General features: G+C 32.1%; 30 protein-coding genes. 6 read left to right on the plus strand and 24 right to left on the minus strand.

Going from position 1 to position 25977, the window contains the following annotated elements:
• Positions 1-130 precede the first annotated feature (130 nt).
• The 5 genes from B6K90_RS00185 to B6K90_RS00205 form a co-directional block, all read right to left on the minus strand.
• Positions 131-748 carry a rhomboid family intramembrane serine protease gene (locus B6K90_RS00185; protein ID WP_088010541.1) on the minus strand — a complete coding sequence of 206 codons (618 nt, stop codon included), beginning with the start codon at positions 746-748 and terminating at the stop codon, positions 131-133.
• Between the two features lie 170 nt (positions 749-918).
• Positions 919-1854 carry a serine hydrolase domain-containing protein gene (locus B6K90_RS00190; RefSeq protein ID WP_088010542.1) on the minus strand — a complete coding sequence of 312 codons (936 nt, stop codon included), beginning with the start codon at positions 1852-1854 and terminating at the stop codon, positions 919-921.
• A gap of 171 nt (positions 1855-2025) precedes the next feature.
• Positions 2026-2643, minus strand: coding sequence for an NUDIX hydrolase (locus B6K90_RS00195; protein ID WP_088010543.1), 618 nt, complete (start codon positions 2641-2643; stop codon positions 2026-2028).
• Positions 2644-2797: 154 nt separating this feature from the next.
• Complete coding sequence (locus B6K90_RS00200) at positions 2798-3562, minus strand: exodeoxyribonuclease III (RefSeq protein WP_088010544.1); 765 nt, start codon at positions 3560-3562, stop codon at positions 2798-2800.
• On the minus strand, positions 3559-4179 hold the full coding sequence (locus B6K90_RS00205; protein ID WP_088010545.1) for a 3'-5' exonuclease: 621 nt from the start codon (positions 4177-4179) through the stop codon (positions 3559-3561). Before B6K90_RS00205 ends, B6K90_RS00200 begins: the two co-directional genes overlap by 4 nt.
• 162 nt (positions 4180-4341) lie before the next feature.
• Here B6K90_RS00205 and B6K90_RS00210 point away from each other — a divergent pair, with 162 nt between their 5' ends.
• Both B6K90_RS00210 and B6K90_RS00215 read left to right on the plus strand, forming a co-directional pair.
• Positions 4342-4749: a CidA/LrgA family protein gene (locus B6K90_RS00210; protein ID WP_167555229.1), complete on the plus strand. Its 408-nt coding sequence runs from the start codon at positions 4342-4344 to the stop codon at positions 4747-4749.
• Entirely contained in the window at positions 4736-5425 is a 690-nt protein-coding gene (locus tag B6K90_RS00215) for an LrgB family protein (protein WP_235821676.1), read from the plus strand. The genes B6K90_RS00210 and B6K90_RS00215 overlap by 14 nt, the downstream gene beginning before the upstream one ends.
• Before the next feature lie 133 nt (positions 5426-5558).
• Here B6K90_RS00215 and B6K90_RS00220 read toward each other — a convergent pair whose 3' ends face one another.
• From B6K90_RS00220 to B6K90_RS00270, 11 genes are all read right to left on the minus strand, one after another.
• A complete protein-coding gene (locus B6K90_RS00220) occupies positions 5559-5795 on the minus strand; it encodes a hypothetical protein (RefSeq protein WP_088010547.1) in 237 nt (78 codons plus the stop codon).
• Between the two features lie 108 nt (positions 5796-5903).
• Positions 5904-6791 carry a GNAT family N-acetyltransferase gene (locus B6K90_RS00225; RefSeq protein ID WP_088010548.1) on the minus strand — a complete coding sequence of 296 codons (888 nt, stop codon included), beginning with the start codon at positions 6789-6791 and terminating at the stop codon, positions 5904-5906.
• A 23-nt stretch (positions 6792-6814) separates the two neighbouring features.
• The gene (locus tag B6K90_RS00230) at positions 6815-8044 is read right to left on the minus strand and encodes an MFS transporter (RefSeq protein ID WP_088010549.1); all 1230 of its coding nucleotides are present in this window, start codon (positions 8042-8044) and stop codon (positions 6815-6817) included.
• A gap of 230 nt (positions 8045-8274) precedes the next feature.
• Positions 8275-8892: a TetR/AcrR family transcriptional regulator gene (locus tag B6K90_RS00235; protein ID WP_088010550.1), complete on the minus strand. Its 618-nt coding sequence runs from the start codon at positions 8890-8892 to the stop codon at positions 8275-8277.
• Positions 8893-9068: 176 nt separating this feature from the next.
• Positions 9069-9380, minus strand: a complete 312-nt coding sequence (locus B6K90_RS00240; RefSeq protein ID WP_088010551.1) for an MTH1187 family thiamine-binding protein — start codon at positions 9378-9380, stop codon at positions 9069-9071.
• A gap of 130 nt (positions 9381-9510) precedes the next feature.
• On the minus strand, positions 9511-10440 hold the full coding sequence (locus B6K90_RS00245) for a D-2-hydroxyacid dehydrogenase (protein ID WP_088010552.1): 930 nt from the start codon (positions 10438-10440) through the stop codon (positions 9511-9513).
• Between the two features lie 134 nt (positions 10441-10574).
• Entirely contained in the window at positions 10575-11297 is a 723-nt protein-coding gene (locus B6K90_RS00250) for an amino acid ABC transporter ATP-binding protein (RefSeq protein WP_088010553.1), read from the minus strand.
• Positions 11294-11950, minus strand: coding sequence for an amino acid ABC transporter permease (locus B6K90_RS00255; protein WP_088010554.1), 657 nt, complete (start codon positions 11948-11950; stop codon positions 11294-11296). The genes B6K90_RS00250 and B6K90_RS00255 overlap by 4 nt, the downstream gene beginning before the upstream one ends.
• A 63-nt stretch (positions 11951-12013) precedes the next feature.
• On the minus strand, positions 12014-12823 hold the full coding sequence (locus B6K90_RS00260) for a basic amino acid ABC transporter substrate-binding protein (protein WP_088010555.1): 810 nt from the start codon (positions 12821-12823) through the stop codon (positions 12014-12016).
• A gap of 498 nt (positions 12824-13321) precedes the next feature.
• Positions 13322-14956, minus strand: a complete 1635-nt coding sequence (locus B6K90_RS00265) for a peptide ABC transporter substrate-binding protein (RefSeq protein WP_088010556.1) — start codon at positions 14954-14956, stop codon at positions 13322-13324.
• A gap of 106 nt (positions 14957-15062) precedes the next feature.
• Positions 15063-16271, minus strand: a complete 1209-nt coding sequence (locus tag B6K90_RS00270) for an amidohydrolase (RefSeq protein WP_088010557.1) — start codon at positions 16269-16271, stop codon at positions 15063-15065.
• 157 nt (positions 16272-16428) lie between these two features.
• On the opposite strand from B6K90_RS00270, the gene B6K90_RS00275 reads away from it, so the two are divergent.
• Positions 16429-17349, plus strand: a complete 921-nt coding sequence (locus B6K90_RS00275; protein ID WP_088010558.1) for a S66 peptidase family protein — start codon at positions 16429-16431, stop codon at positions 17347-17349.
• 89 nt (positions 17350-17438) lie between these two features.
• On the opposite strand, the gene B6K90_RS00280 is transcribed toward B6K90_RS00275, so the two are convergent.
• Entirely contained in the window at positions 17439-20519 is a 3081-nt protein-coding gene (locus tag B6K90_RS00280) for an SbcC/MukB-like Walker B domain-containing protein (protein ID WP_088010559.1), read from the minus strand.
• A gap of 2 nt (positions 20520-20521) precedes the next feature.
• Complete coding sequence (locus tag B6K90_RS00285) at positions 20522-21676, minus strand: exonuclease SbcCD subunit D (RefSeq protein ID WP_088010560.1); 1155 nt, start codon at positions 21674-21676, stop codon at positions 20522-20524.
• Positions 21677-21872: 196 nt separating this feature from the next.
• On the opposite strand from B6K90_RS00285, the gene B6K90_RS00290 reads away from it, so the two are divergent.
• Both B6K90_RS00290 and B6K90_RS00295 read left to right on the plus strand, forming a co-directional pair.
• A complete protein-coding gene (locus B6K90_RS00290) occupies positions 21873-22190 on the plus strand; it encodes a thioredoxin family protein (protein ID WP_088010561.1) in 318 nt (105 codons plus the stop codon).
• A 214-nt stretch (positions 22191-22404) separates the two neighbouring features.
• Entirely contained in the window at positions 22405-22716 is a 312-nt protein-coding gene (locus B6K90_RS00295) for a hypothetical protein (RefSeq protein WP_088010562.1), read from the plus strand.
• 62 nt (positions 22717-22778) lie between these two features.
• Here the strand turns inward: B6K90_RS00295 and B6K90_RS00300 are convergent, their stop codons facing one another.
• Entirely contained in the window at positions 22779-23402 is a 624-nt protein-coding gene (locus tag B6K90_RS00300; RefSeq protein WP_088010563.1) for a phosphatase PAP2 family protein, read from the minus strand.
• A gap of 99 nt (positions 23403-23501) precedes the next feature.
• Positions 23502-23678, minus strand: coding sequence for a YozD family protein (locus B6K90_RS00305; RefSeq protein WP_087997714.1), 177 nt, complete (start codon positions 23676-23678; stop codon positions 23502-23504).
• A 153-nt stretch (positions 23679-23831) separates the two neighbouring features.
• Here B6K90_RS00305 and B6K90_RS23525 point away from each other — a divergent pair, with 153 nt between their 5' ends.
• Complete coding sequence (locus tag B6K90_RS23525; RefSeq protein WP_167555230.1) at positions 23832-23987, plus strand: hypothetical protein; 156 nt, start codon at positions 23832-23834, stop codon at positions 23985-23987.
• 13 nt (positions 23988-24000) lie between these two features.
• Here B6K90_RS23525 and B6K90_RS00310 read toward each other — a convergent pair whose 3' ends face one another.
• The 4 genes from B6K90_RS00310 to phaQ all read right to left on the minus strand — a co-directional run bounded on the left by B6K90_RS00310 (position 24001) and on the right by phaQ (position 25904).
• The gene (locus tag B6K90_RS00310; RefSeq protein WP_069032034.1) at positions 24001-24576 is read right to left on the minus strand and encodes a hypothetical protein; all 576 of its coding nucleotides are present in this window, start codon (positions 24574-24576) and stop codon (positions 24001-24003) included.
• Between the two features lie 64 nt (positions 24577-24640).
• Positions 24641-24772: a hypothetical protein gene (locus B6K90_RS24295; RefSeq protein ID WP_268875883.1), complete on the minus strand. Its 132-nt coding sequence runs from the start codon at positions 24770-24772 to the stop codon at positions 24641-24643.
• A 128-nt stretch (positions 24773-24900) separates the two neighbouring features.
• On the minus strand, positions 24901-25485 hold the full coding sequence (locus tag B6K90_RS00315; RefSeq protein WP_088010565.1) for a hypothetical protein: 585 nt from the start codon (positions 25483-25485) through the stop codon (positions 24901-24903).
• A complete protein-coding gene (gene phaQ, locus B6K90_RS00320; RefSeq protein ID WP_088010566.1) occupies positions 25482-25904 on the minus strand; it encodes a poly-beta-hydroxybutyrate-responsive repressor in 423 nt (140 codons plus the stop codon). The genes B6K90_RS00315 and phaQ overlap by 4 nt, the downstream gene beginning before the upstream one ends.
• Positions 25905-25977 lie beyond the last annotated feature (73 nt).

Genomic DNA, 25977 nt, shown 5'->3' on the forward strand with positions numbered 1-25977 from the left:
GCAATATTTTTAAATTCGATTTTTACTTTTAACCAAAAACAAAACAAACCTAAGCCAATCTGAACTAGGTTTGTTTTTTATTTTTTATTAAAAAATCTAAATTGCTTTTACTAACTTATGAATTTAAATCTTAAACATTAACAGAGTTTTGAAACCTTGAACCCTTTTTTAATAAAAGAGGAGTCATTATAAAACCGATAATCATACCTGCCAAGTGACCAGTTAAACTTGTCGAAGGGATTATTAATGAGGAAAGTAATCCAATTCCTAAAAATGTTATGACAAACTTACGATCATCTGAAAATAGCATCTTTTTTCTAAATAAAGTAATAAATAAATACATTCCTAAAAAAGCATAGCCAACACCGGATGCCCCTGTCTCGACTGTATTAGGCGAATAGTTTAAGTTTATAATAAGTCCTGTAAGAATTACCGATAATAAATAAAAGACTAAAAATTTTACTGAACCTAACGCTCTTTCTAATGGTCTACCTAATATAATCATGAAGGTCATATTCATAAAAAAATGAGCGTAGCTTCCGTGCATAAATGCATACGTAAAAAGTCTCCATATTTCACCTTGTTTTACTAATTCGTGCTCATATCCACCTAAATTGATGATATTTTCAATCGTATATCCACCTGAAAATGTCGTAATGATTGCTAATATAGAACATAAACCAACCATAAAAGTTGTGATTGGATATTTCCTAATAAACGTTTTGAAGTCTTCTGTTACCAAAAACATCAATCTTCATCCCTTCTGAGAGCTAATATCAAGTTGTTTTTTTATTTCTTATTAGTTATTTCGACATTTTTCTATAAATTCCTATACTCAAATAAAAAAATCATACAAAATTTAGAAGAAGAAATGGATTGAAAGAGTGACTATGTATCCTACCCGTAATCTTTTACGCTCTATTCATTTGTTAAAATTATAGGAAAGTATTTTTCAATGATTTTTAATGGGATAAAAGTATTAATATATTTTGCACTTGTAAAAACAGCTACTAATTGATTTTTTGGTGAAATAATAATAAATTGGCCTCCATAACCCATTGCAAAATAAATCGTTGAATCAAGATCCTTTAACTCATTATTTTCAAGCACCCACCAGTGATATGCATATGAACCAACATGAGGATATGTATGGTACTTGGCTTTTGTTGATTTTTCAATCCACTCACTTGAAATAATCTGTCTATTATTCCATTTTCCTTTTTGCAACATTAAAATCCCAAGTTTTAGAAGATCATCTGTCGTTAAACTTAAGCCAAAACCACCAATATTAATTCCTTTAGAATCTTCGTGCCAAATATACTCTTTTATTCCTAACGGATCAAATAACATTCGATTTGCGAAAGTAGATAGTTTTTCATTCGTTACCTTTTGTATAATCGCACTTAGTACTTGGGATGCTCCAGAGTCATAAATCATTTTTTCACCTGGATTATTAACCATATCTTTCTCTAGTACATATCGAATCCAGTCTTTACTATTAATCATTGGGAATGGACGCCCACCCCATTCTCCCCACTCTTGCCAATCATATCCAGGTGTCATTGTGAGCAAATGTTCGATCGTAATTTCTCTTTTTTTCGTTTCGATATTTGGAAAATATTTAGAAATTGGTACCTCAACACTATCTATAAAACCTTTATCAATTGCAATTCCTATTAACATTGATAAAACACTTTTAGTTACGGAATTAATTTTAAATAATTTCGTTTCGCTTTTTGAATTTTTATAAAAGCTATATTTAATTTCTCCATTTTGATAAATCAGGCAAGTTGAAATGCGTTCTTTTTTTAACTCATTTTCGAAATTAATATCGTTCATCGAATTTGTTTTCAAATCATTTCTCCTTTAAAGTTGATTTACTATGATCCTTCTATTTTAATCATAATTCTAAATAGGTATATTTTCATTCTTTAAAGCCATTTTAAAGTTTTGTACGCCTTAAAACAAAAACGAGCTGCGACAGCAACTCTACTATAATTTATTTAACATCTTTATATTTACTATTTAATCAAAACAAGTTTCTTTTATAGGATTTTGATAATACTCAAACATTAATTCAATTTGAGAATCAGTATTTCGATTGAGGGAAAGGTCTGGTAAATGGTCTTTATCAAAGAAACCAATATCACTTGTTTCTGTTCCAGTTGAGGGATTACCTCCAACAATTTCGCATTGTATAAATAATTTGTAGTAGTGATATGAATGAGGTGGATGTTCGTGCTTTGTCATGTCTAAAACTGCAAGTAGTTTCTTTACTTTAACTTTATAGCCAGATTCTTCAAAAATTTCTTTTACTACATTTTCTGATGCTGATAGTCCAACGTCACAAAAGCCACCAGGTAAAGCCCATTTATTTTCTAGCTTTTCTTTTACTAATAATATTTTTCCATTTTTAAAAACGACACCTCTAACATCTAGCTTTGGTGTAGGATACCCCTGTTCATTGCGAAACAATCCCTCGATTTCTTCAATTTGTAATTCTGAATAATGATTTAAAATGTCAGCACTTATATGTCTTAGTTCTTCATACCTTTCTTTATCAAAAACATCTTTCGTAAAGGTCAATCCTGCTTGAGAAATTGCTTGGATTCTCTGCGCCCACTCTAGCCATTTTTTACTCATAGGAATCCACATCCCTTTTCTACTATTGGGTAGTCTAACTAATAATTTTATCTACTTTGTCCTACCGTTAGTTTACGCAAAATTCTCTGTGTTGACTTACTAAATGCCTATATAAAAAAAGAAAGCTCTAACACCTTAGGGCTTTCTTCTTAAATTAAATGATCGAATCTTTCATCGTTAAGACAACAGGACAATGGTCACTTCCCATAATATGGGAGTGAATTTCTGAATTTATTAGCTCATTTTGTAGTCTATTTGAAATAATAAAATAATCAATACGCCATCCAATATTCCGTTCACGGACTTTTGCCATATAAGACCACCAACTATATGACCCTTCTTTAGTTGGATTTAAAAATCGAAAGCTATCAATAAAGCCACTTTCTAATAATGCTGTCATTTTACCTCGTTCTTCTTCAGTAAAGCCCGAATTAGTACGATTTGATTTTGGGTTTGCCAAATCGATTTCATTATGTGCAACATTTAAATCACCGCATAGGATGACAGGTTTTTGTTCATCGAGCTTATTTAAGTAACGTTTAAAATCATTTTCCCATTTTAATCTTATTGGTAATCTAGCTAAATCCCGCTGAGAATTAGGCGTATAAACATTTACCATATAAAATTTCTCGAATTCTAAGGTTAATACCCTTCCTTCTAGATCTTCTTCTTTACCGTTAAATCCATAACTTACATTTAATGGTTTATGTTTAGTAAAAATTGCAGTACCTGAATAACCCTTTCTGACTGCAGAATGCCAAAATTGATAATAACCGTCTAATTCCAACGTTATTTGATCCTCTTGGCATTTCGTTTCTTGTATACAAAATAGATCCGCTTTTTGTTCATTAAAATAATCTAAAAATCCTTTTTGTACACATGCTCTTATTCCATTTACATTCCAAGATATTAGTTTCATACTTTTTTCTCCAATTTACGTTTAGGTTTCGGTTTTACTAAAGATGAACGATAATCAAACTGATGAATTTGCCCATGGTAAATTGAAGTTTTCTCATATAACTCTTCAAATGATGAGATTTCATATTCCTTCGTTAAATGAAGAAATATTTTCGCGCAAGCCTCAGCATCGGCTAATGCATGGTGGTGATGATCTAATACAATACCGAATTGATTTGATAAAGTATCTAATGTATATCGGGATTGTTTTGGCAATACCTTCTTAGCAAGCTGCAGCGAACATAGTAAATTATTTAAAGCTGAAGGTACACCATATCTTGATAAATTATCTTTTAATGCATAACCATCAAAAGGTAGATTATGTGCTACTAATGTTTTCCCCTCAATTTTATCTTTAATTGTTTTATAAAATTCTGGGAAAAGAGGTGCATCTTGTACATCTCTTGGTTTAATTCCGTGCACAGAAATATTCATCGAATAAAATTCTTCTTCAGGATTAATTAAGGAGTAAACTTGGTCAACAATTACTCCTTCTTCAACAAATACAAAACCGGCAGCACAAATGCTATGTCGATTATAATTTGCCGTTTCAAAATCGAACGCTACAAATGATTTCATATTATATTACTTCCTCTATTTATATTATTAATCTATTATAAACTTTTTTATAAAAAGATGCATTTTTAAAATAACGAAAAAAGTTCACATTTTCGTCATAATTTATTGTACAATATTTAGATTAATAGTTTACTAGTTAGTAAGAATCAAAGGATGTTGAAAATGAAATTTGTACAATTGATTGTTCAAATAAGCTTTCTTTACTTATTATTTTTTATTGGAAATTTAATTCAGCAACAATTACATCTTATTATTCCGGGAAGTATTATCGGTATGTTGTTATTATTTTGTTTACTATTTATACCTTTTTTTAAGGAAAAATGGATTCGAAATGGGAGTAATTTTTTAAGTAAGCACTTAACGCTGTTATTCATTCCAGCAACTGTAGGAATAATGAATTATTCTTCAATATTAAATTTTCACGGTTTAATTTCTATTATAATTGTTTTAATTAGTACAGCTGTTGTATTTACTATTACAGCAAGTATTAGTTCGTATCTTACTTCAAGAGCCCCCAAAAAACAAACAAACGATTTATTAATTGGGAGGGATACGAATGAAGGACATTAAGTGTTTGCTATTTATCCTCTTAACCATTTTGTGTTATATTCTAGCAAAAAAAATGTACGCTAAATTCACTTACCCGTTAATGATTCCGATTGTAACCTCTACTACAGTTATTATCTTAATTCTTGTAAATCTTCATATTTCATACGAATCGTATATGCTTGGAGGAAAATGGATTAATTTACTTTTAGGTCCCGCTGTAGTTTCCTTTGCCTATCCATTATACGAACATCGGGCAACATTAAAGAAACATTGTATTTCGATATTAGTTAGTGTAATTGCTGGAACAGTTGTCGGTCTACTTTCAGGCGTGTACTTATCATTATGGCTAGGATTAAAAAAAATCATTCTGCTTTCTTTGGCAGCAAAATCAGTTACAACCCCTTTAGCAATGGGGATTACTTCAATGATAGGTGGTATTCCGTCTTTAACTGTTGTATATGTAATGATTGCCGGTATTTCAGGATCAATGTTTGGTCCTGCTATTCTATCAAAGCTTAACATAGACCACCCTGTTGCGATTGGAGCTTCGTATGGAATCTCATCACATGGAGTAGGTACAGCGAAAGCAGCAGAATATGGTAAAATTGAACAAGCAATTAGTTCAATTGCAATGACGCTTAGTGCAATATTGGCCTCTATTCTTATTCCATTTTTAATAAAATTAATTCTAAAATAAAACTTCCCACAAGGTACTTATTTTCCTTGTGGGATATTTTTTATTTTCATCGATCAGAATTTTTCAAAACATAAAAAAAAGTGTCTCAAAAGTATGATAACTTATGAGACACCTAATTCAATATTTTTTTAATTTACCAAGGTCTTCCACAACATCCGCCATGCCAGCCCCATGGTCGATAATAACCCCACGGTCTTCCCCAGCCCCATGGACGGCCCCACCCCCACGGTCTTCCCCAGCCCCATGGGCCAAATGCCGCTGCACCAAATAAAAACGGAAAGAAGAACGGGAAAAATCTTTCGTCCTCTTGTTGCGGTACTCCGGAATATGGATAATATGGTTGCTCAATTTGTTGACGATAATCATACATTATAAATCACCTCCATACTATCTAATGTACGGAGATTTGGTCATTTAGGAGCAAGGCCATGTATCTAGGCAAAAGTACAAAATTGCCACTCTTTCCTTTCTCATATCACTAGATCATTTTGTACATTTCAAATTGAGCTATTTTTTCTTTCTTAAATTCTAGTTTCTGAAAGAAACTTTCTAGGCTATTGTTATTTGGTATTGATGTTGAGAAGGATTTTAAATTTAGATCAATGGCCGCAGTTTGTAATAAGTTAGTTGCTATTTTTTTATGACGGTAAACTTTATCAATTATTAGGAGGCTTATTCTACCATTTTCATTAACTGCTAATGCGCCAACTTTTTCATTGTTATCTCTAGCTATATAGTAACTAAAATTAGTTAGTTTTTCTAAATAATCAATGTCATTTTGCCAGTTTATATGATAGTCCCATTTCGTAATTGTTTCTTTGAAAATATTTAATTCAACTTTATTTATTTCTGTACTAGATTCGAATTGCATTTGTTGTAAACTAATTAAATCTGTTTTCGAAAAATAGGAAAGATCATAAATCTTTTCATATCCAAGTTTCTTATAAAAATTAATTGCTCGATCATTTCCAACAATTACTTCAAGGAATAGTTGTTTACATCCGTTTTTCTTGGCTTCTTCTTTGTGTAGTTCAAATAATTTTTGGCTAACACCTACACCTCTATAATCTGGACTAATAGCCAACGTTCCACATCGCATTGTTTTAATATTTTCATAGACTTTAATACCGCCTAGAATTACACCAACCGCTTCATTTTCATGAATTGCTACGAATGAGTGCTCAGGTTTATTACCTTCTGGACCAAAAAACAAATTTACAAATTGCTCCTTAGTATAATTGAATTTAACGATATAATCTGAAAAACCAATTGAAAATGCTTGATAAGCTAAATCAATATCTACTTCGCTACATCTAAAATAATTTATTTTTTCCAGCTCTATACTTTTTTTCAAATTCGTTTCCATAAATACACGTCCTTTTAGCAATATTATTTAGAAACTATTAGTTCATTTTCAGTTTGCTGAATTTGATCATCGTTAAAGGCAATTTTTTTCTTAAATAGTAAGTAACTAGTTACACATAAGATCATTATAATTAGGCTACCATGGAACAACCAAACAAGATGTGGCATTGATAAGACTGATAATAATGGTGAAACAGCTACAAAGCCAATCGTAAAACCAACCCTATTTAACAAATTTGCGACCCCGAAGATTCGACCTCTTATGGAATTTTCGGTTTTTTGAATCATTGTTGAAAAATAAGTACCTGCTGCATTATCAAAAAAGCCTGTAAAAAATGCAAATAAGAATACTACCCATAATATTTTATTCGATAAAAATAAAATGAAGCCTATTGAAGTTAATACTGATGTTCCATAATACATAAATAGATACTGTTGCTTTAACCAAGAGACTTTTGGAATTAACCAAGTCGAAAGGATTCCCCCAATACCCCAAGCTCCCCAAATTAGTCCTTGATAAAATGTTGCATGTTCAGAACTAATTTTTTCGGCTAATATTGGTACTCCAACATTATGAGAGCTAGCTGAGAATGTTTGAAATAGAAATACAATGAATACAAATACTAGTAGAGGTTTTATTAGCACATAAGTTTTTACTTCTTTCAAATCATAAAAAAATTGTTTCCATTGATTGTTAACATTTTTTTTAATCGTATTTTCCCATTTATAAAAGATTAGAACAAATGCGGATAAAAAATAAGAAAGGGCATCTATTCCAATGATTACACGATAATCTACAACAGTTGATAAGAATGCTGATCCTAAAAATCCAATAACCATACTAATTGCAGCAAGGCGCGAAATAAAAGCATTTATTTTTAAAATATTTTCTTCACCAAATATTTGTGGCAAATCCGCACTAAAGCTTACTGAAAAAAAGCTTCCTAATGCTCCAATGATAAATGCTACAATCGCAAACATGAAAGGTGAAGGGAAAATGCATAATAGTAAAATACTCATTCCTCTAGTAATATCGCTGAATATCATTAGCTTTCTTCGATTATATCGATCCGCAATTACACCAGAAAATAAACTTGTTAAAATCCCTCCACAAACACGAAGTGCCAAAACTGCAGCTAGCCATGATGTACTTTTAGTCATCGAGTAGATAACTGCATTCATTACTACCAATTCCATCATACTACCTATATCCGAGAACGCCTTTGTATATAAAAAATAGACTTTCTTTCCCATTTTATCCCTTCATTCAACAAAACTAAAATCAACACGCCTATTAATACATTGATAAACAAATAATTCTAATTTGGACAGAATTCATTGTTATTCCTCCTTTCAGTACAAAACTGACTATTAAGTTTATTTTATTGTATGAATAGTGTATGTTGTTTGCTTTATTTTTAACATAAAAAATTTTCTGAATTTAAACTTTAGGTAGGAAAGTATTCACCTTCACTACCTAGAATTTATTTTTTTATGACTATATAAGACATAATCATTTCTTCTGCGGCTTTAAATTGTGCCTTGTAAATTTCGTCTTCCTCTACAACTGAATAATGTAAACAAATGCCATCGATATTTGCCCAAAACAAACTAGAAATAATATCAGGGTCAATTGTATTCTTAAATTCACCAGATTTTATACCTTGTTTAATAATTTCACTTAAAAATAAACGGTATTGATCTTTGTACCTTTCAATCATAATGGCTTGTAGATTTTCATGCCTAGCTGAATTAATCCAAAACTCCATATGCACTCTAATCATATTTCGCCATTTTTCTGTTAAAGAAATTTCACTATACATTTGAAATAACTCTTTTAACTTATCTTTTGATGAACTAATATTTTGAAATCGTTGATTAATTTTTTCAAAAGTTTGAACTGTTCTTTCTTGCATTAAAGTTAAATATAACTCTTCTTTACTTTTAAAATAATTATAAATTAGCCCTTTACTCGTTTTAGAATAGGCAACAATATCATCCATTGTTGTCGAATGATATCCTTTTTCTCCAAAACATTTTAAAGCACTTTCAAGAAGGCTCTCTCTTTTGCGTTCTTTGTAATCATCTGAGACTTTTGGCACGTGAACACATTCCTTTACTCATTAAATATATTTAAACTGACTGTTTAGTTTAGTTTATCAACTAAATAATGGAATTTCAATTAAAATATTCAAAATAATCACGCGATTATTTTCTTATTCATAAAAAAAGTGACTAAAAGTACTTAAACTTATCTAGTCACTTTATAAAGAAAAAATTAGTTTTGTTCCAGTTTTGCTTGAACAGAAGCTAACTTACCTTCCATTGTACTTTTCTTGTCTCGACGATCATCAATTCGAATAGTCGTTGCAACTCTTGAAATTCCATTTTCAAATGGTACCTCATGCATTTCCTGTACAACTTTTAATAATAAAGGTAATTCGCCTTCAATAATTGTATTCATAGGTGTTAGTTGGTATTTTACTTCACCATTATACTTTTCTAAAACTTTATGTATATTTGCTACATATGCACTTACACTAGGTGTTTCGGTGCCGATTGGTACGATTGAAACGTCAATAATTGCCATTTTTTGTATGCTCCTTTTTTATCAAATTGTTACTTGTATATCCTAACATGTTTGTGATAAAAATGAAAAATTTAATGATCATTCGTCTCCTGGCAAAACTTTCACGGCAATGCCATAATAAATCATAAAATTAATATCCCTTTTCAATCTTCACTATATTCCTTAGTTTCTCGTTTTTTTCTAATGTTGAGAGTGTATCGACAAAACATCTTACTCCATCATTTGGTAAAGTAACAGCCGAAATATGTGGTGTTATTTTTACATTAGGCATTTGCCATAATTCAGAATCGGATGGAAGTGGTTCAACAGCAAAAACATCTAAAATAGCTTTTCGTATATTACCATTATTCAAAGCTTCCTTTAAAGAGTCCTCACACACAGTTGCTCCTCTACCAACATTTATGAAACCTACATTATTTAACTGTTTAAATGTATTCATATTTAATATATTTTTAGTTTCATTCGTTGACGGAAGAACACTAATAATCCAATCTGCATGATCTAAAATTTTAGATTCTTCTTGGAACGGAACTATTTTTTCAAAATATGGTTTTTGACTACCACTCATAGAAACGCCATATACTTTCATCCCTAAGCTTGATAAAACTTTTCCGATATAACCTCCAATTTCACCTGTACCATAAATGACTACTTTTTGATCTTCTAGAGATTTAGGGATATGAAACTCCCACTTATTTTCAGACTGTAAATTTGAAAATTGTTCATGTAATTGTGAATCTTGGAGAATGTAACTTAAACAATATTGACTCATTTTTGGTCCAAACACATCAATCGTTCGCGTTAAAAGTACGTCACTCTTCCATTTAATTTTCATGAAACTATCTACACCAGCTGCCAATGAATGGACCCATTTTATGTTTCCAAATTCAAAATTTGGTGTTGGACGAAAACCAACATATGTATCAGCCCATTCATAATCCTCTTTTGTTACTTCATCTTCAGGTAAAAAACGAAATTCTTTTGATAGATTATGTGATTCAATAATATCTTTAAGCCTATGATGAATTCGGCTAGTTACTAAAACTCTTTGAATTTCCATTGTCCTACACTCCTTTTTTTGTCCTAAATAAATTTTAGCATAATATTTTGAAAAGAATGAAAAGAAAACACTTCTAACATGACAAATAAAAAGATAGTAGGACTCTTTCTTCCTACTATCTTTCTATAAACTTCTTATAATACTTTACTTAAGAAACTTTTCGTACGCTCTTGTTTCGGAAAATCAAATATTTGCACTGGACTGTTTTCTTCTACTATGTAGCCTTGGTCCATGAAAATTACGCGATCACCCACTTCACGAGCAAAGCCCATTTCGTGTGTAACAATAACCATTGTCATTCCTTCTTTAGCTAGTTGTTTCATAACTTCTAAAACTTCTCCGACCATTTCAGGATCTAGGGCGGAAGTAGGTTCGTCGAACAACATAATTTTTGGTTCCATTGCAAGTGCTCTTGCGATCGCAACACGTTGCTTTTGTCCACCAGATAGTGAATCAGGATATACATTCGCTTTATCAGAAAGTCCGACTTTATTTAATAGTTCAAGTGCTTTCGTTTTAGCAAAATCATTCGGTCGATTTCTTACTTTTTTTGGTGCTAGAGTAATATTTTCTAAAACTGTTAAATGTGGAAATAGATTAAAATGTTGGAATACCATACCTACTTCGGTACGAATTTTATTTATATTTGTTTTTTTATCGGTAAGATCGACGTCTTCAATATAAACTTTACCTGCTGTTATAGATTCTAACATATTTAAACATCGAAGAAAGGTTGATTTACCAGAACCAGAAGGACCGATCACAACGCATACTTCTCGTGGTTGAATTGTAATGTTGATATCTTTTAATACTTCTAGTGAACCAAATGATTTTTTTAGTTTTTCTACTTTAATCATCCCGTAGTCAACCTTCTTTCAATGCGATTTAGTACAAAGCTTAAAGTTAATGTGAGGACTAAATAAATTACTGCAGCAGATATATATGGCTCCCACACTTTATAATATTGCCCTTGCATTGCTCTACCCCAATACATAAGTTCTGGTGCTGCAATAATAGCTGCAATGGAAGATTCCTTAATTAAGACAATAAATTCATTTCCAAGTGGAGGAATCATTCTTTTTACAGCTTGAGGTAAAATAACATGTTTCATAGCTTGTACATGCGTCATACCAAGGGAGCGAGAAGCCTCCATTTGCCCCTTATCGATTGATTGAATTCCAGCACGAAAGATTTCAGCTATATATGCTGCGGCATTTAATGATAGTGCAATGATTGCGGCCGCTATTGCGTTTGTCTCTCCTATAAATTGCGGAACGACCCCAAAGTGTATTAATAATATTTGTACAAATAACGGTGTACCTCTAAAGAAATTGATATACCAAACAAAAGGTAGTGCTAACCATTTATTTGATTGCATTTTACCTAATCCAATAAATAAGCCGATTATTGTACCTAAGAATATTCCTGCTAAAGATAAGCCAATTGTTAATCCAGTTCCTTTAAGGAAAAACGGTATGTATTCTTTTACAATTGCAAAATCAAATCCCATTTCTTTTCCCCCATTTAGATAAAATTGCGTAACACAAGTGCCTGTTACGCAATTTTTAAATTCCTATTTATTTTCTTCTGCTTTTAATGTTTCAAGATCTGGCTCTGATCCAAAATGATCTTTGTAAATTTTTTCATAAGTACCATTGTTTACTACTTCTTTAATTGCTTTATCAAGTTTACCTTTTAATTTACTTCCATCTTGAAGTAATAAACCGTAATATTCTGGTTCAAAGCTATTTTTATCATCAATAACAACTAGCTTTTTATCTGGATTATTTTTTGCGTACGCTTCAAGAACACCATTGTCCGCAACTACTGCATCAGCCCCACCATTTAGAAGCTCTAAAATTGCTAAATTGTTATTTTCGAATTTTTTTAGATTTTCATTGTTTTTACCATACATTTTTTCAACTGCTTCTTGTCCTGTTGTACCATTTTGAACTGCTACTACTTTGCCCTTCAAATCTGCGGCTGATTTAATACTACTCCCTTCAGGAACTAGAATTTTGTTAATTGAAAGAAAATAAGGTGTCGTAAAATCATATGTTTTCTCACGCTCCGCATTAATTGAAATTGAAGACATACCGATATCAGCAGTCTTGCCGCCAATTTCAGCAAATAATGGGTCCCATCCCGTATTTACAATTTTGATTTTCAGCCCAGCTTCTTTTGCAACTGCATTCGTAAAATCAACATCGAATCCTACTATTTTACCGTTATCAAGATATTCAAATGGTGCATAGGCAGCATCAGTAACAACTCTTAATGGTTTATCCTCTGTTCCGCTTGTTTTTGCATCCTTACCACAACCGGATAAAATTAAAGCTGTCGTCACTGCAAATGCAAACGATAGTTTTTTAACCTTTTTCATTTAAATACCCCCAATTATTTTTTTATGTAGTTAAATTTCTGATTAGATAAAATATATTGAAAATTTAATATATTTAGATTTTTAATTATTATATCTATTCTTGTTTAAATATGCAATACTATGTCAAATATTGCTAAATCCCTCCATTTTTAAAGAAAGTAAATTAAGATTCACATATTTATATAACGAGTTTACTAGTATCTAAATATATTTCATTCTAAAAAATTCTAGTCGAAAATTTTTCATTAATTGCTCTGAATTTTATATATAAAAAAAGGGCTGTCTATTTAGACACCCCTTCAGACTTCCTGCCAAGCGCTCTCTTTCTTCATTGCTTCACCTATTGAGCGGTGCTCATTTCCGTCTAAGGTAACTTCGCGCCTCGAAAGACAAGCGCTTGCAATCAGTCTGAAAAACAAATTTTTGGACTTTTCTACACACTATCTTTTTCATCTAACTTAATCCAATATTCTCCAAAAAGAAGTACCTTTGTACCTCTTATTTTTTTATGTACGCCCATTTATAGGAATTTTTCACTCCATATGGGTGATTGTAAACATTTTTCACAAATGATTTTTCCAAATATGCCACACCATTTTGATAGATAGGTGAAATGGCTGCGTCCTTTTCTAGCAATAGCTTTTCAGCCTCTGCTAAAGTCTTCCAGCGTGTTGGCGGGTCTTGTAGGAGAGTTGTTTTAGCTTCTGTGATCAATTCATCATACTTCGGATTCGAGTATCCTATATTATTGTTCGATACCCATTTATCTAAGAATGTCATCGGATCTGGATAATCCGCTCCCCATCCTGCTAGAGAGATATCGTACTCAAGCTTATCTTCCAGCGCAAATTTATTCTGTGCAGGTTGCATCTTAATGTTCACAGTTAAGCCAGGTAGATTTTTTTCAAGTTCATACTTCAAATATTGAGAAATTTTCTTATTATTATCATCTTCTGCAATCAGAAGATCTAAAGTAGCGCTTTGTTTTCCAAGCTCCTGCTTAGCTCTTTCCCAATATTCCTTTGCTTTCGTAATATTCGTTTTATTAAAATCCCCTGTTGTATCATGGAAATCTTTCCCATCTGGACCATATGCCAAATTTCTAGCGACAAAGTCGTAAGCTGGTGTTGACCCGTTATTTAATAGTACGTCTGTAATCCCTTTTTTGTTGTAGCCCATATCAATTGCTTTACGCGCATTCACGTTTTTTAAAATAGGATTTTGGTTATTTAGCTTTAAATAAATAAGCCTTCCTTCTTGTGCTGTTTTAAAATCTTTATCGTCTTTATACTTGTCCACAAATTCGGCTGTTAAACTTACCCTGTCTATTGCTCCCGTCTCATATAGATTGACAGCTGTTGAATTATCCTTCGCAATATTAAAATCAATTTCATCCAACTTTACTGTATCTTTATCCCAATATTCAGGGTTTTTCTTAAGTTTAAAGCTTTGTTCATGTTTCCATTCACTCATTTTAAACGGGCCGTCATAAACAACGGAATTCGCTTCCAGTCCGTATTTCTTGCCCTCTTCTTGTATAACCTTTTCATTTTGCGGCATGAACGGGGCAAGTGTGGTCAAACTTAGAAAATATGGCACTGGATTATCGAGTTGTACTTCTAACGTATGATTATCAATAGCCTTTACTCCCAATTGATCTACAGAGAGTTGCTTTTCATTTATCTTCTTTGCGTTTTTAACATCATACATAATGTAGGCATATCCAGAAGCTGTGGCCGGATCCAATGTGCGTTTCCAAGCAAACTCAAAATCATGAGCCGTCACCGGATCGCCATTAGACCATTTTGCATCACGCAGTTTAAATAGATAAGTCTTTTTATCTTTACTCACTGTATAAGATTTTGCAATTCCTGATATTGGCTGGCTATCTTTTCCTTGTCTATATAGCCCCTCCATAACATTGTTTAACACACTGAGAGTTGTAGAATCTTCCACTAGAGAGGAATCCATTGATGAAAGTTCAGATGTTTCCACTAAATGCAGCACTTGTTTTGCATGTGGCTTAATCGAGCCCTCGACTGTTGTTGCTTTGTCTTTTTGGGTTGCACATCCAGGAAGTGCAATACCTAAAGTAAGCAGTAAAGCTGTTAAACGTTTGGTTTGTTGATTCAATAAAATCTTCCTCCTCACATTCCTGTGTAACAGTTTAAATATTCTGTATATTTAACACATCACCTCTTTTAAATTCAATCTATCGAACAAAAAATGATGGTTTTTTTTATATTTGAAGGTCGTTACCCCTCTCTTCCTTACCCAAAAGATTACATGCTGCATGCAGGAACATGTTAACGCCAATAACAAGAGAATCTTCATCGATTGTAAACCTTGGATGATGATGTGGATACGTACTTTCACTTTCTTCTGCTCCTGAACCAATTTTAAAGAAGCAGCCATCCGCTTTTTGTAAAAATGCAGAAAAGTCTTCCCCACCCATAGATGGTTTGATATACGCAACAGATGCATTTCCATATAACTCGATAGCCGTTTGTTCTAGTACTTTTGTGACTGCATCATGATTGATAACTGGTCTGTACCCATATCGGTAGTGATAAGAATAGCTTGCTCCATTTGCCTCGCAAATACCTTTTACGATTTGTTCAATTCGCACCTCAGCATCGTTTCGCAATTTTTCATCAAAGCAACGCACCGTACCGACAATTTCAGCAGTATCAGGAATGATATTATCAGCGGTTCCTGAGTGAAATTGGGTAACAGATAAAACTCTTTGCGCAAATGCATCAGTTGCCCTCGAAACAATATGCTGCAAATTTGATATTATTTGTGCTCCGATTGCGATGCTGTCTACAGTTTCTTCCGGATGCGCGGCATGTCCGCCTTTGCCTCGGATTGTGATATGAAACGTATCAGGTGCTGCCATCATTGCTCCGTAAACGATACCGATTTTGCCAACTTCTAAACCGGACATGAGGTGCAAACCGATTACGTAATCAACCCCTTCCATTACGCCCGCCTGCACCATTTCCTCTCCTCCACCAGGAAATTGTTCCTCGGCATGCTGGAACAAGAAACGGATTTCTCCACTGATTTCACTTTTATGCTTTGCCAATATTTCAGCCGCTCCGAGTAAAATGGCTGTATGCCCGTCGTGGCCGCAGGCATGCATGACTCCAGGGACTGTTGAGGCAAACTCAAAGCTGTTTTCTTCAACAATTGGAAGGGCATCCATATCGGCACGGATTGCCAGCGTTTTACCGGGTTTTCCACCGACTAATCTAGCCATCACGCTATATGCGGTCGGGCGTGATAGCTCCAGATTTCCGAATGACCGCAATGTATCAAATACAAATTGAGAGGTTTTTTCCTCTTGAAAAGAAAGCTCTGGATATTTGTGCAGATGTCTTCTCCACTGTACTAGCTTTTCTTTTGAAATTTCTGCTTTAAATTCTACATTTTCTAAGGATTTCACTTAAACATCTCCTTTGCAATTATTTTACTGTTAAATTCTCTTTTATATAGATAATCCCCTTCTAATGTAGAAATCACATAAAAAAACTGCATGAGATGGGGAAATTAATGCTAGATATAGAATATATATTAGGTGGCACATAAATAGGAGGAAAAATATGCGAAGACCAAATGCATTGAAAATAGGGGATACAGTAATGATGATTGCGCCATCGAGTCCACCGAATATTGAAAATGTGATGAAGATGAAGTTAACATTAGAACAAGCAGGACTGAATGTTCTTATCGGTAATGGCGTAACAGAAAAGCGGGGATATCTTGCAGGAAGTGATGAAAACAGAGTGTCAGACTTACATAAAGCCTTCTCTGACCCTGAAGTAAAGGCTGTATTGTGCGCAACCGGAGGATATGGAAGCGGAAGATTGCTTCAAGATATTGACTTTGAGCAAATCAAAAACAATCCGAAAATCTTTTGGGGATATAGTGACATTACAGCTTTGCATATTGCTTTCCAACAAAAAGCAGACCTGGTGACGTTCCATGGACCTATGATGCAAGAATGCGGAGCAGATGATGTTCCAGCAGAGACAATAGGTTCTTTCAACCAATTATTAGAACCACTAAGTTTCACTTTTACCGCTTCGGAAGCAAATACATACCCAGCATTTTCATATTCTGTTACTGCCCCAATCACCGGTGGGAATCTAACAGTTTTAACAAGTACGATTGGTACACCTTATGAGGTGGATACAAAAGGTAAGATTTTATTTATTGAAGACATTCAAGAAGAACCGTACCGTATCGATCGCATGATTAATCAATTGCGATTGGCAAATAAGCTTGAGGGTTGTAAAGGGATTATCTTAGGAGATTTTAACGAATGCGGACCTCAAAAACGAAAAGCCTCCCTTTCTATTCCTCAAATAGTGCATGATCATATCATCCCACTAGGATTGCCCGTTCTAAGTGGATTTCCAATTGGCCATTGTTCACCGAATTACGGAGTCCCCTTTGGAGTACATGTCACAATGAATGGAAAAGACCAAACGATTTCATTTGAACCTGGAATACACATATAGTGGTAGTGATAATCTCAAATATGAATGTAAGTATAAATATAAAAAACCGGAAACACTAATTTGTTTCCGGTCCGGCAATAATTTTGACTTTATTTTATTAAAATAGAAATCTCAGAATATCCTTTGTTCGTTTTATGAACTTCAATTACTGCAGGCATTGCATCCTTTACATCTTGCACATGAGAAATTACGCCAATTAAACGGCCTGATTTTTGAAGCTGAATAAGTGTATCAATTGCTTTTGATAGTAATTCTTCATCTAGAGATCCAAATCCTTCATCTATAAACAACGTATCAATTGATACGCCACCTTTATGAGCTTGAATAATATCTGCCATACCTAGTGCTAAACAAAGTGAAGCATTAAACTGCTCCCCACCAGATAATGTTTTTACATCCCTAGCAAGTCCGGTATAGGAATCATAAACTTCTAATCCTAACCCACTTTGTTTTCTACCTTTTTCAACTGCATCTTTTCTTTGCAATTGAAATTGACCGTTTGATAAATGATCAAGTCGAATATTTGCCGAATCAATAATTTGTTCAAAATAATCTAATAAGACATACCGCTCAAACGAAATCATTTTATCATTATCGCCTTTTGTAACTTTATATAAATCAGTTAAACCTGCTAATTTTTTTTCAGTTTTTACAAAATCCTCTTGATAAATTTTTAAGTCAATTTTCAATTGACTCAATCGCTTATTTAATTCTTGAATACGTATCATCTCATTAACAATCGAGTCTAAATGCTGAGTAATTTCTTTTACCTTCATTTTAAGTTCACTTACATCTACTTTTTCCATCGATTGAACTTGTTTTTCAAGCAATTCTTTTTCTGTACTCAATCTTTGAAGATTCTCTTCGAACATTAATAAATCATTTCGATATTGATCGATCAATTGTATATATTCAATAGCACTCGTAAACTCAGATTCTCCATTAAACTCGTACTCAGATAATTTTTCATGATAAAGAACCGTTGTCGTTCGAATTTCGTCATTTAATTTTAAAATTTCATTCTCAAGATGAGTACGAGTCGTCTCTTTAACCGTCTTTTGCTTAGTTAGGATTTTATGTTCTTCTTCAATTTTAGAAATTTTAGCTTTTAATAATGCGATATTTTTTTCAATTTCATTTTTTTCCAATTGCCATTTCTCAACAGTTCTTAAAGATTCAGGTAATTTTGATTCAATTTGTACGATGTGAATCTTTAATTCATTTAGTTCATTCGTAAACTTATTCATTGACTCAGTCTTCTCTGAAACTTTTAAAGTTAGGTCCCTAATGAATTGTTCTTTTGTTTTTATTAAATTATTAATCTTTTCGAAAGCAGCCTTTTTCTCAGTCAGATTAGTTAATTTTACTTGATTATCGTTAAACTCATTAGCAAGAGCTTTAAGACCTTCATTTGTAAAATCAAATTGCCCATGCTCCTCAAAAAATGATTGTTCATCGATTTTTAATGAATTTTCTTTACTTTTAATTTCCCCTTGAATTGTAGCTAATTCAGTCTGAAATTGATTTACTTGCATTTTCAACTTTTCTACTTCATCTTCATTTACAGTTCCATTAAATTTAGCAAGAGATGGGTGATGGGTACTCCCACAAACTGGACATTGCTCTTGATCCTTTAAATCTTTCGCTAAAAAAGCGGCTTTTTGCTGATGCATTTCACTTTCAATTTTGTCCAATTCATTTTTCAATTTAATATGCTCTAAATTTTTTATACGACATTCATTTAGTTTTTGCTCTAATTCTTTTTTTGCAAAAAAGATTCGTTTAGCAAACCCACCTTTTAATGAAATTTCCTTATTTAATAAGGTGAGCTTAGCCCATTGATCATGAATACCTTCTAAGTCAATTAGTTGCTCTTTTAATTGAATTAATTCTTCATTCTCTTTCTTTAAACCATCTTGTAATGTCTTTTCTTCATTTTCTAATAATAGAAGCTGTTTGGACTTATTATGAAACGCTAATTTATGATTTTGAAACTGATCAACATCTTCTTTTAAATCTAATAAATTACTCAATTGGTTTTCTAAGCTACCTAATTTTTTTTGCTCTTCAGGTAATGTAGCTACTTCCGCAGAGATTTTTTCAATTTTAATGAGAGTTTCTTTTAAACTCTCTATTTCGAATAATAATGTATCGTTCGTAACTTGGAGAGAATTATTTAGTTTCTCAAGTTCAGTTTTTATAGGCAATACTTTTTCAGCATTTGTGGCTAATTTAATTTTTACTTTTTTATTTTCTATTTCTACCTCTTGGCCTTTTAACATTGTTAATAATTCAATGACCTCGTGTAAACGATCAATATTTTTATTATGTGTTTCTGCTGAAAATAGTTTTTGCTGACTAACTTCTAATTGTGATTTTTGTATTTTCTCATTTTCTTCAAGTCTTTTTAAATCATCAATTAAACTTAAAATATGTTCAGTTAAAATTTCATTCACAATATGAAGATTAATTTGAGATTCGTCGGAAATTTGAATCCCTTTTTCGCTTAATAAATTTTCAATTACTTCTAATTTAATAACGATTTTCTGCTTTAAATTAGTAAATTGACTTTCTATGCTTTTTCTAGCTAAATTCAATCTTTCAGTTACTTTTTCGAAAAGTTCGGTTCTGAAAATCTTACGTAAAATTTCTTCCTTTTCTTTTGTATCTGAAACTAATAATTTTCTAAATTCCCCTTGAGGAAGTAATACGATTTGTTTAAATTGATCTGCATTGATCCCTAATAATTCTTCTACTTTTTTATTAACGATTGAAGTTTTGTTAAATTCCTGACAATAAGGTACTTTTTCATCATTCTCAATTTTATAAAACTCGATTTTGTCGCCTGTAATACCTTTATTTTGTTTCTTTTGATGACCTTTTTGTCTAAAAATATGATAATGATTTCCTTTTAATTCAAATGTCAATTCAACACTAGTATATAGATCATCATCTGCAAAATGACTTCGAAGTAATGTTTGGTCATTCCTATTTTCACCACTTGCTTCTCCAAATAGTGCAAAACAAATTCCATCAAATATTGTTGTTTTCCCTGCACCTGTTGGACCAGTAATTGCAAATAATCCTTTTTCATTTAGTCGACTAAAGTCAACATGTACCTTATCCTTGTAAGGTCCAAATGCATGAAGTACTACTTTTAATGGCTTCAAATCTATTCCTCCCTTACAAAGATTTCGTGAATAATCTCTTTCATATATTCTTCATCTTCAATTTTCAAATCATCATTTTTCATTTCTTTATAAAAAGATTGGAATAACTCAAGTTGATTTTTTGATTGTTTTTCGACTACACTCAGTTGATTTGTTTTATCTGATTGTAGTGTTGTCCGCTTTCGACTTACATGCATTGCATTTGGATAAACGGTTCTGATTTGCTCCATCGGATGCACTACCATATGATCATCAGTTAATTTAACAAATACATAATCATGATTCACAGTATGCTGTCTGATTTCCTCGATCGTTCCTTCGATTGATCTTAAATCTCTTTTTGGATGAAAATCTTTCTTAACTACTGATAACTCACCGTCAGCTTTTAATTCAACAATTAAGCAACCTTTTTTATGGTTTTCTTCTGAAAGTGAGTACTTTAATGGTGATCCAGAATATCGAATTGATTGATTTCCTACAAAATGTGCACGATGTAAATGTCCTAGAGCTGTATAGTTAAAATGTTTGAAATTATGGTGTGATACATACTCAGCGCCACCTATAGAGAGCGTTCGTTCTCCCTCTGTCTCTTCATCTGAAGGCTCACCATTTTTTGTGACGAATGCATGTCCAACAAATACATTTCGTACTGAAGGGTCTAATTCTTCATCTCGAATTTTATTTATGATTGCTTTCATCGCATCATCATGTGAATGAATATCGTCGTTTTGTAAGTTATATCGTACAATACTTGGTTCGGCATATGGGATTAAATAAAAATGAACTTCACCATCATCATCATTCAATATAACTTTCTTAAATGGTGTTTGAAATTTTCCTACTAAATATAAACCTTCTTTTTCCATAAAACGGCTACCAAATTCAATTCGTTCAGCGCTATCATGATTTCCAGCAATTGCAAGAATGGGCGTATTACATTCAATTACAATCTTATGGAAAACGTCATTTAATAGTTCAATCGCCTCAGTTGGAGATATACTTTTATCATATAAATCGCCGGCTATTACAACTGCATCTGGCTTTTCTTCTTTAATGATTGAAATGAATTCATCTAAAATAAATCGTTGGTCTTCTGTCATATGTACACCATGTACAATTTTACCAAGATGCCAATCTGCTGTATGAATAAACTTCATTAAATACACCTCATTTATTTACTTTCATTGTTAGTAATTATTAGTACAGCTTTTCTATCTAATATTTTACATCAACATACGAACGCTTGTATGCATTTTAATCACATTAATTCAAAAAATGCATTATTAAGTTAAAATAATTGAAATACTAATAAATATGATTCAAAATAAACCTATCAAAGCTTAGGAGGCAATTATGGAAAAAATAGAAGATGTTAAAAAATATGAAGAAGTAATTAAAAGTGAAAAGCCTATCGTAGTGAAATTTTACGCAACTTGGTGCCCTGACTGTACACGTTTAGATGCTTTTATCGGTGACGTTATTGAAGAGCATCCATCTTTTACTTGGTACACAATGGATCGCGATGAATTTCCAGAAATCGCTAGTGAACAACAAGTAATGGGAATTCCAAGTTTACTTGTCTATAAAGATGGCGAAAAAATCGGACACTTACATAGTGCAAATGCAAAAACACCAGAGTCAGTTGAAGAATTTTTATCAACATTTGAATAATATAAACTTAGTTAAATCTTTATTATGAGACTGGGATTAACTTAAAATCTATATAAAAAATTTAACCACAAGGTAATGGATCCTTGTGGTTTTTCGTATGCTCTTTATCAAGTTTTTTTATGATTCTTTTGTGCATATCCTTTTTTCCTAGTTTACCATTTATAGTCAATTTGGACTTGATTTAGATCATATACATCTAATGAGGTGATTTATTGTGCTTAATTTCATTGAAGATGTTGTTCGCTTTCCAGAAGCACTAACCGGAGGAAGAACGATTTCTCGATTATTTAGAACATATCCGTTTAGAGTTTTACATGCAAGTAGTGTTTTAAACGGAATCGATTATGGTTTTTCTGATCAAGAAGGAATGTTTTTTAGAACAACGATTGATACAAGTGCTAAAATCATTTCCCCTTATGAAGTAGTTGTCAATATAACATATGGCTTTCGCTCTCGAGAATTCGATAAACGTACTGATGCTACAATTAAATATACTTTATTTTTAAACCAAGTTTATTGGCTTTAAATTTTATTCAAAAAGAAACACCTATAACATCTCGATTATAGGTGTACTTTTTGAATATTTAATTACAGCTGTTTTCTTTCATGTAAATTAATAAATACATTTTTACAAATACTGTACCATGCATATCCTACTAACCATCCAGCAATAATATCTGAAAAATGATGTACATGTAAGTAAATTCTACTCATTGATATTAAAAATATCATTAAAAGAACGATCAATTGAATCATTTTTTTGTGTTTCATCAACGCAGGTTGAATGACAATTAGAATAAACCCTAATGTTAGAAAGAAGGTCGTTGCCATAACTGCATGACCACTTGGGAAACTAAATCCACTTTCCACATAATACATCGAACTTGGTCGTGGTCTTTCATATAGATCTTTTAAAAAGGAAACAACCACTCTAGCTGTCAATAATGTAATAAGAAGCGATAAACCAGTCCAAATACGCTTACGTATAATTGAATAAACTAAAATGATGGCAGCAAATGTTAAATACATTTTTGAAGAACCAAAATCTCTTAAAAAATAACAAAATGAATCTAGTGCATCTGTTCGAATGAATTCAAAGAATTTAAACGCTGAATTATCCAAACTCCGAATCATTTTCGAATCATAAATAAGTCCTAAAATAACAAATAGAAAAATAGAAGTAAAAATTAGTATCCAATTATTTTTTTTCATACAAACCTCCAATATAATTTCCAATTAATGAGATTTAATTGCTTGTACTTTGGATAAACAAAAGAAAAACGACGAGAGCTCCCGTCGCCACTTTCATGACTATTCATCTTCCTCATCAATTTCATCAATCATACATTTTTCCAATAAGTACTCAAACGTAATATCCGCTAGTTCTTCAATTTCCTCTTCCTCAGGAACATACCCTCGCTGAATGAGCTGTTGATAGAAAAATTCTGCTATTTCTTCCGTATCAATAACTACCTCAATTTCTTTCACTAGCATCACCCCTTACTAGTTAATATGTGAAAAATGAGAAAATATGAAAAAAACCTTACCAAGCACAAAAAAATATTAATATGTAACCTTTAGCATAATACAACAATGACAAGCATATATTCAATTAAAACATGTTGAAGGAGCGATTTTAATATGATGAAAATGGACAAGCTAGCTAATTTAAAAGAAATTATGGTTAATGAAGAAATGTTTGAAGAAGCTGTTGAAAAACTGACGACAATTGCATTTTTTATTTTAATAGGGATAGGCATACCTTTTATGATTCATATAATTCTACAATTATTGTAGAATATCCTCTCTCTCAATTTGTTTTCTTCTCTGAGAATTTATTTAAATTTTTAAGCACTAAATCCATTACAATTTTGTATTCTTCGTCTTGGAAGATTGAATATAAAACAGCGTAATCATTATATATATCTAATAATCCATCAATAATTTCTTGTTTTGTTGTTTTATTTCTGTTTTTATTAAAATCATTCATTGAGCGAAGTTTTTCTAAGTCTAATTTTGTAATGCCATTTTTATCATTTCTTAGTTTCTTTAAAATTGCATTTGCAGTTTGTGCTGATGCAATTAAGGTTAAATCTGTTTCATCGGCTTCTAACCATTCTCCATCAGTAATACGCGCTAATTCATAGATTGTATCTTCCCACGCGTCATTTTTATATCGCCAAACTTCTGTACGATATCCAACAATTCGAAAGATTTCTTTTTCATATCCATTTACTTGAACGAGATCCCCAAAAGAAAATGAATAATTTACTTCTATCCATTCTTTCTCAAGTTTTTTCCCATCATATTCGTTGAGAAGCTGAAGAGTATTCTCAACATAAAGTCCGTCATGATTATTGACTTCATAAACAAAAACGCCATCCATCAGTTTAATATTTGTTAACTTTCTATTTTTATTGGCTAACCAAACAAAGATACCACTTAAATTTTTAAGTGAGTGGCTTATTAGATGTATTTATTTTTATCTCTTCATTTTTTATTTTTATAGTTAATTTTAGTAATGCTTCAGCAGCAAGTTTTGCATTAATCTTACCAATTTCTTCATATTTAAACTTATTCATGAAGAAACACCCCTCTATAGACTATTCAGAGTTCTAGTCTATAGTTCATTGAAGCAGTTGGTAAAATATATGTGTAAAAGCATAAAAAACAACTCATCTGATTTATATGAGTTGTTTAATAGTTAGTCTTATTTACTTTCAAATGTAAACATTTTAAAGCTATCTTCAATACGATGGTTAAAGCTTGTATGAGCTGCCCTTAACTGTTCTAAGTAATGTTCATTTAATGATGACCAAACTCGATCTCTTTCCTTTAAACTCTCTATGTAGTATTCACCAGTTTGTTCACATTGCTCCTCCACTCTTTCAATTAACTCAACTGAGGCTTTGAAAGGAGTAGATAATAACTCACCAAATTTATTTACCGTTTCTTCAAATAGGTTTACACTTAATTGAACAGCTGAAGATTCATCTGAATTTGCGATTCTAATTTTAGATGTTCTTACTTTTAAATGATGATTAAAGTTCTTTACTTCCCCAAATAAACCATTTACTGCATTACGATATTCCTCATTAAATTTCCTTGTTTCTTTTAACACTTTCATAAACGAATTAAACCTTTGTTCTCTACTCGCTCTTAAGTGATTAAAACTATCTTCATATTGGTCCCAAAGTGTATTAAAAAAAGGATCCATAAAATAATTTTCTACTTTCTCAGCTTCAATTTTTGGAACAACTTCCGCTTTTTGTTTTGAAACTTTCTGAGTCGTCAAATCTCTTCCTCCTCTTTTGATTTCGAATTTTTCTCTATTTTATCCTCTTTTTGTAATGGAGGAATGTAGAGCTCAAGAAAACTAGTGTACATTTTGAAAAATTGATCAAGCATTGATTGGTAAAGTTCGAGTTGTCTCGCGTTACCTCTTAAGTAAGCCTTCCCAGCTTCTGTAATTGAATAGCAGCGCTTAGCAGGTCCGCTTCCTTTTGTATCCCATTTTGATTGTACAAGGTTTTCTTTCTCTAGTTGTCTTAATAATCGATATAAATTTCCTTGGTCTAGTGTTTGAAACCCGAATGCGTGAAGCTTTTGAATTAATTCATATCCATGAAGTGTCATCCGACTAAGAAGTAGAAGAATAAAAGGCATAATAAAATTTTTTGAAGGAGCAATATTTTTATCTTTATCAATGTTCATTGGTAACACCTCTACATAAAATCTATAGGTGTATTTTACACATAGATGAATATACCGTCAATACACCAAATAT

Source organism: Gottfriedia acidiceleris, assembly GCF_002128425.1.
Taxonomy (GTDB): Bacteria; Bacillota; Bacilli; order Bacillales; family Bacillaceae_G; genus Gottfriedia; species Gottfriedia acidiceleris.